The organism is Microvirga sp. P5_D2, from assembly GCF_054049475.1.
In genome coordinates this window covers 1-6717 of the sequence record NZ_JBFUMH010000221.1, presented here as the reverse complement: position 1 = coordinate 6717, position 6717 = coordinate 1, and the positions used below count along the sequence as shown (strand labels likewise).

The following is a 6717-nucleotide window of genomic DNA, read 5'->3' as shown; positions in this document are numbered from 1 at the left end:
GGCCGTGGTGATGCCGGGAGCGGCCAGCGCTGGCGTCACCGTGATGGTCGGCACGAGCACTAGTGCAATGATCTGACTTGAACCGAACCTCTTCTTCGTCATTGCGGACTCCTTGGCTTCAGGCCAATTCCATCAAGCTGCAGGCAATTATCGTCTCTCTCGCGATCTCTGCATGTTGTTCTCCCCACCTTAGCTTCTCTCCAGGTACGGTGTTGAGACAAAGCTAGACGACATCCTCCTCTGTGTGGCGCACCGTCAGACACACGTCTTCCTCCAGGCAATTGCCGGGAAGCCATAGCGAGCGCAGAATTCCTCACTCTGTGCTTGATCGGCTGAGACAATTCCTTGACAGTTTGGGCCTCCGGCATGTCATCGACCCGACACCTTCACCGTGCGCCCACTGCTCACGCCGGGTCACGGTTGTCTTCAACTGGAGCGGCGGTGAACCGTCAGAAAGCCTGCAATCTCATTTGCTGAGAACCGATGGCTCGTCAGCAAATCCAACTTGGTAGATCGTACGCCAGCAACAGCGGAGATGGCAGATTCAGGGCCTAATCAACGCTCCAGAGGAAAGCGGTCGGGCTCGATCCTGCCCTTGGGCCGCAAGCGTTTTTGGCCTAGGTTATTTGATGGTTCGGCCACTTCGCGCCCGAGCCGCTTTTGATTGTCTTTCGTCGCTTCTCGTCTGGCCGTGTGACCGTTTAGGCTCATCATTACCACTGGAGGGAGCGACCATGTCCAACGACAGCCATATGCAACCCATCGGACAGGTCGATTTCGTCTTCTCCGACTGGCGGCCACTGAAACACTTGAAAGATCCACTCCACAAGGATCTATCTGCGGTCGCCCGGGTCGGCGATAGTCTCTTTCTCGCCTGTGACGAGACGGCGAGCGTCGAACGGCTGCGGCGCATGACGGATGGCCATTTTGGCGAGCACCGGCATTTCACCCTCGACGGGCTCGTCGATCTGCCAGCCGGCGCCGACGGTGAGATGGACATCGAAGGCTTATGCGCAACAGACGGCTTTCTCTGGATCGTCGGATCGCATGCGCTCAAACGCAGCAAGCCCGAGCGCGACGAGAGCGATGCCGATGATGCCCTGCGCCGCATGGAACAGGTCGACCGCGAGCCGAACCGTCACTTCCTGGGCCGGATCCCGCTCGTGGAAGAGGCGCCCGGCTTGTTCAGGCCGATTGCCGCGACCGGCAAGCGCAAGGCTGCCTGGACCAAGTTCGGCAAGCGGAACAGCGCCCTCATTCGCTGGGTCGCCGATGATCCGCATCTCGACCCCTTCCTCGCGCTCCCAGCCAAGGAGAACGGGTTCGATGTCGAGGGCTTGGCCGTGCGCGGGGATCGGATCTGGCTCGGCCTGCGTGGCCCGGTACTGCGGGGCCACGCTGTCGTGCTCGACCTGACGATGACGGAGAAGGCACCGGGCCGGCTCAAAGCCCGGCGTGTCGACGGCGGACGGCGCTACCGCAAGCACCTCCTCGACACGCGCGGTCTCGGCATCCGCGACATGCGCTTCGACGGTGACGATCTGCTTTTGCTGGTTGGTCCCACGATGTCCCTGGAAGGACCGGCGTTCTTGCTGCGCTGGCGGGACGCGTTTCACGATGATAGTTCCGGCGTCATCGACATAGGCCGCATTGAGATGGTCGCCGAGTTGCCCTACCGGTTGCACGCCGATCACCCCGAGGGCATCGAGCTCTGGCCGGAGGCAGGCCCTGGGGGCCTACTCGTCATCTATGACGCTCCGGCCCCGGAGCGGACGGATCCGGAGACCTTCACGGTGCGCGCCGACTTGATTGGCCCGCGACGGCCGAAGGCTGGGTCACGGGCCAAGGGGGTGAAGGCAGTAGCGACCTGATATTGGGGCCGAAGTGCGTTACGCAGGAATGGCCTTCGGCCCGATTCTTTAGCAGCGACGAAGCCGCGGCTGACCGGATGCATTCATCATCATGCGGCCGTTCCGGTCATATCGATTGAGGGGGCGATGAGCAGCAATGCGCCAACAATCGTTGCGGCCGAGAACAGAGTAGCCAGAAACAACAGGCCACTTCCCAGAAAGACGGTCGCGAAGAAACGATCCTCCCTTTGTCCAAGGCGGTCGCGCAATACGCCGATGAACCAGAGAAAGGCGATGCCCGCAAAGGGAATGAGATTGAGGGTCAGTGTCACAGATCTGGAGCTGTTGGCGAGCCAGGTGCCAGGGTCCAATGGATCGGCTGGAACCGCGCGCCGGAAGACCCAGAAGATGATGACCAGCAGAATGGAGAAGACAACCCCGGCAGCGGCAGCCGCCCGTGGCGTCCGCAGGTGCGAATACATGGCGGTCTCGTTCTGAGGCATCGCCGACCTCCTCGCGCTCATGGTTGTCTGCCTAGTTTGACATTAAGGCTACGCAACCTGAAGGACTGAGCTGCAGACGATCTCATTGAATTCGCTTCGACATACCATTGAACCGTCGGTGGTTTCAGGTCGCCGCAACCAAACCTACTAAGAAGCCCCTGTACGCAAAAAGCGTCAGGGATTTTTGTCGAAGAGAACCTTGGGAAAGCCTTCCAGCCCTACCCGCGGAGGGCCTTTGGCTGTTCAACGTCCTGCTGACCGGTCCAACACAATACCAGGATAAGCGCCAGGTCACACGGCTCAGCTCCATCGCTTGGTCGCTGTGATCGAGAACGCTCTCCAATCGAATGTGCGGAAAAGTTGTCACAGCTCCAGGCAAGTCATGCTTGGCGCAATGGCGTAAACACCTGAACACACTCGCTCAGGATCCAATTCGGCCATGGAGGTGTTCTTTCTTTAAGGTGCCACGCATTGGCGCTCAGGGATCATCCATGGAGATCGTCGCGTCCGCTTTTCAGGTCAGGCCTTCGGACGGTGAGAGGGCAGGGGCGTTTGCCGCCTTTCCCTATGACCGCGACCTCGTGCGCCGGTTCCGTGAGGCCTTTCCACGGGCGCGCTGGCGTGGCGTGGAGCAGGAGTGGTTCGTGCCGGGCACGACAGCCGTCAGGCGCCTTAACAGGTGGATGGCGCAGGAGCTTGAGACGCTCGACCGGCACGCGGATGAGAAAGGCCGCGATGCCTATCTCTTCGAGCCGCTGGAAAGCCCGTATCTCACAATCGCCGACGACTTAAGAATCCGCACGCCCTATTCGCAAACCATTGTCGATGCCCTGCGGTCCATCCCCTGGGCGCGCTGGAATCCCGACCAAAGGATCTGGCACGTGCCCTTCCGCTCCTATGAGTCATTGCAGCAGGCTTGGCCGGCAATCGAGGAGGCCGCGCGGCGCAACGAACCCGAGGAGCGCAAGAAACGGCGGGAGGAGCGCAAGCGCTTGGGGCCGGAGCCGCCAGACCCGATGCAGGCGGAAAGACGGCGCAGGCGTTTCCCTGTTCCTGGCGATGACCTTCCTCCTCTCGACACGCCGCTTGCGACCCTTGCCTGGGGCGTGGTGCTGTTCGAGGATATCGAGCCTACGCCCATCGATGAGACCCTCGACAGCGCTCTCTATCCGCATGCTGCTGGAACGCCCGGCGGCTATGTGTGGGCGCGCTGGCGCATGCCGAGCCTGCAGGAGATCTATCGCACGCGGCCCAGCCGCGAAGCCGACGACCTGAATCTGCGTGGGGTGCGAGGCTGGTGGATGCCAAGTCGTGAGGAATTGCAGGAGCGAGCCCGCAAGCTGCGCGAGATCGAGCGCGCGCAGCGTTCCCGCGAGATGACCCAGAAGAATTCTGCCGGCATTCGATGATCGAAGGCCGTGAAAAATCCGGGCTGTTGGCCCGGATTTGAATTGCTGAGCAGCTTTGCGCTTTAGAACGGGATGTCGTCGTCGAAATCGCTGCGACGGGATCCTGCACCGACCGGTTCGGGCCGTTTTTCCATGGGGGATGAGCGGCCGAAATCGCCGCCGCGGCTGATCTGCCCGCCGCCTTCCTCCTCGCCGTATTCCGACGAAGCGCCGCCGCCCGAGCGGCCATCGAGAATCGTCAGGTCGCCGCGGAAGCGCTGCAGCACGACCTCGGTCGAGTACTTCTCCACGCCCTGCTGGTCCGTCCATTTGCGGGTCTGGAGCTGGCCCTCGATRTACACYTTCGAGCCCTTCTTGAGATACTGCTCGGCCACGCGGCCGAGGTTCTCGTTGAAGATCACCACCTGGTGCCACTCGGTCTTTTCCTTGCGCTCRCCGGTGGCCTTGTCCTTCCAGGTCTCGGACGTGGCGATGCGCAGATTGACGATGGGATCGCCGTTGTTGGTGCGRCGCACCTCCGGGTCGCGCCCCAGATTGCCCACCAGGATTACCTTGTTCACACTGCCCGCCATGACAGCTCTCCATTCATCTCTCCCGAACGGGGTTCGGGTCTGTTGTGCTCTCCTGTCCTGATACGGACATCACCTATTGTTCTACATTTGTTCTTGCAAAACTTCAAGTGCGACGATGGTCGGAGTGTTCGGCAGGAGTGGAGGAAGGATAGGGCTCAGGTGCGATAGAGCCGTGTTTGGCGCCGGCGGTAAGGGTGGGCTCATGCCAATAGAGCGGCACCTGGGGCGCCGCTCTCGGAAGGGGTTATTCGGCCGCTTGCAGGTAGACGACCTTGGATTGCTCGCCCTGCACTTCGCGCAAGGTGCGCGCCATGTAGTTCAGCTGCTCGATGGCCTTGTCGAGATCGACCTTCGTGCCGGTGTTGAGATCATAAGCGTGGCGACCGCGATAGAGGCGGTTGACCTGGCTTTCCATCTCTACGGCGGCTTCGCGGATTCGGTGGACGAGATTGTCTGCGATCACATCGGCATTGCCATCGACAACGCAGAAGCCGACATCGCTTGCACGCATTCTAGCCATGGATTGATACCTCTTCTTCTTGTTGTTTACGTCTCAGGCAACCGCCTTGCGTCCCTCTGGCGCTTCGAGGCCGAGCCTGCGCGCCAAGGAGTGTTTCGTCACGGATCCGATTCCGGGCAGCGACGACAGAAAGCGAAGCTTGTCTGTGCTTGCCGTGTAATCGTGGAAGAACTGCTCGCGCTCCTGCCAGACCAGGTCGATCGCCGAAGCTTTGCCGGGATGGCGAAAGCCGACGCGCGCCGTCGAGCCGAGAATGAGGGAGCGCATGCAGCGCTCGAACGTGCGGCGTCCGACGCCCGGCGTCACGCTGGCGTGGCAAATGGTTGCGATCACGCTTCGCGCGAAATCATCCGCCGTTTCAGGTGCACCGAAATCCTGATCGGAAGCACTGCCGGAGGAGGTGTTCCAGAAGTTCCAGGATGTCTCGTCAAGCCTCACGCTCGGCATTCCTCTTCAATCTATGTTCCAAGTCAACGGATGTTCCACGCCGCCTGCAGGAAGCGGACAAGCTTCGTCCCTGTTTTCCGGATTCGGYGCTGCGTTTGCCAGGCAGGAACGCTGTCCTTGGCAAAACGTGCGGAGCGAAAACGTGTCGTCGTCGAGAAGGGGCGCGCACCTTTCTGGCTGCTGATGCGCCGAGGATCGCCGACCCCTCGAAAAGCCTCGTCAGTAAAGGACTTCTCGGCATTTCCCGACTCTATAAAGATGGGATTTGCGGGTCCGTTTCGCAAGGTGCTGGCCATCAATGGAACAGGATTTGAAGCCTGTTGCTGCCGAGCATTATTCACGTGAGGCCAGGGCGAAACTTCGCAGCGCGCGACCTTGAAAGTGCGCGCGAGATCGGCACCGGTTTCGACATCGTAGACGGAAGCTGCGCAGGAGAACGCCTCGGCGAATGGCGTCATCGCGCACCAGCTTTTTTCGGCCATGTGCAGAGGCCAAGTCCACAAGCCGTCGTCACGCCGCTGGCCGAGGCTGTCGCGGTCGATGAAGTAGCCGGTTTTCTTGTGCTCCAGCCCGTCCTCCGTCACGAGCCATTCCTCGTTTTCGAAGATCGGGCGCTCTTCCGTCATCGCGAACATCCAGCATTCCTCCGGGTCGCCTTAAGGGCTCTCTTGCGTTCACCCACGAACCAACGCTTGTATGATGAACAAAACAAGAACATAATGCTGGACGGTCGCGTGTCAAGCAAAGTTCGTTGTGTGAGACTGTAATCTTGGAGTATCCGACACTATGTGGAGGTCTGGATTTCAGGTTTGAAGGTGTCGTCTGAGATCCCGATCGAAATAAGGCGAAGTCGTTGCGACGAAATATCGCCCTTCAGAACTGAACCTTGGCCATTGATCTGCAGCGGAGCCATTCTTCATGACGAGCCAAACTCGCCTGGAATCAGACAACCTCAGGCGACTCGAAGACCTGCGCAAGAGCTTCGACAAGCTGCGCGCTGAGCGTATCCGCGCCGAAGGGGAGGTCGAGCGGCTGACCCGCGATCTCGATGAGGCGCGCGAGCTTGCTAAGGCCGAGCTCGGCACGTCCGATGAGGTGGAGATCAAGAACCTGATCGAGGCGGCGCTCGCGCAGAATGCCAAGCTGGTCGAGGAATTCGGCACGGCCTTGCGCGATGTGGAAGCGCGTCTGCAGCAGCTTGGAGACGAGCGCTGATGGATCAACCCATCGATCATCAGGTCGCGCGAACCGAGGCTACCCTCGCACGTCTCGAGGGGCGCCGCGATGCCATGGGCATGCGTGTGGAGGAACTGCGGCGCGAGGTCGAGCTTGCGAAGGGGCGTCTTGCCGTCAAGGACGAGGTGGAAGCCTTCATTGAGGCCGTGCATGGCAGCGCAAGCCGGCGCAACCTGGCCG

8 protein-coding genes and 1 pseudogene are annotated in these 6717 nt (G+C 60.7%); 4 read left to right on the top strand and 5 right to left on the bottom strand.

Features of this window, described 5'->3' with window-relative positions; genetic code table 11:
- Window positions 1-734: 734 nt before the first annotated feature.
- Window positions 735-1871, top strand: coding sequence for a DUF3616 domain-containing protein (locus tag ACXJKO_RS28675; RefSeq protein ID WP_457094439.1), 1137 nt, complete (start codon window positions 735-737; stop codon window positions 1869-1871).
- 89 nt (window positions 1872-1960) lie between these two features.
- On the opposite strand, the gene ACXJKO_RS28670 is transcribed toward ACXJKO_RS28675, so the two are convergent.
- On the bottom strand, window positions 1961-2353 hold the full coding sequence (locus ACXJKO_RS28670; RefSeq protein WP_457094438.1) for a hypothetical protein: 393 nt from the start codon (window positions 2351-2353) through the stop codon (window positions 1961-1963).
- Window positions 2354-2844: 491 nt separating this feature from the next.
- Between ACXJKO_RS28670 and ACXJKO_RS28665 the strand changes: the two genes are divergently transcribed.
- Entirely contained in the window at window positions 2845-3762 is a 918-nt protein-coding gene (locus ACXJKO_RS28665; protein WP_457094437.1) for a hypothetical protein, read from the top strand.
- Between the two features lie 62 nt (window positions 3763-3824).
- Here the strand turns inward: ACXJKO_RS28665 and ACXJKO_RS28660 are convergent, their stop codons facing one another.
- The 4 genes from ACXJKO_RS28660 to ACXJKO_RS28645 form a co-directional block, all read right to left on the bottom strand.
- On the bottom strand, window positions 3825-4334 hold the full coding sequence (locus tag ACXJKO_RS28660; protein WP_457094436.1) for a single-stranded DNA-binding protein: 510 nt from the start codon (window positions 4332-4334) through the stop codon (window positions 3825-3827).
- A gap of 244 nt (window positions 4335-4578) precedes the next feature.
- Complete coding sequence (locus ACXJKO_RS28655) at window positions 4579-4854, bottom strand: hypothetical protein (RefSeq protein WP_457094435.1); 276 nt, start codon at window positions 4852-4854, stop codon at window positions 4579-4581.
- Between the two features lie 33 nt (window positions 4855-4887).
- Window positions 4888-5292, bottom strand: coding sequence for a hypothetical protein (locus ACXJKO_RS28650; protein WP_457094434.1), 405 nt, complete (start codon window positions 5290-5292; stop codon window positions 4888-4890).
- Window positions 5293-5324: 32 nt separating this feature from the next.
- Window positions 5325-5936, bottom strand: coding sequence for a hypothetical protein (locus tag ACXJKO_RS28645; protein ID WP_457094433.1), 612 nt, complete (start codon window positions 5934-5936; stop codon window positions 5325-5327).
- 283 nt (window positions 5937-6219) lie between these two features.
- Between ACXJKO_RS28645 and ACXJKO_RS28640 the strand changes: the two genes are divergently transcribed.
- Entirely contained in the window at window positions 6220-6516 is a 297-nt protein-coding gene (locus tag ACXJKO_RS28640) for a hypothetical protein (RefSeq protein WP_457094432.1), read from the top strand.
- Window positions 6516-6717, top strand: a pseudogene (locus ACXJKO_RS28635) (AAA family ATPase); the annotation flags it as partial. The gene ACXJKO_RS28640 and the pseudogene ACXJKO_RS28635, both read left to right, overlap by 1 nt.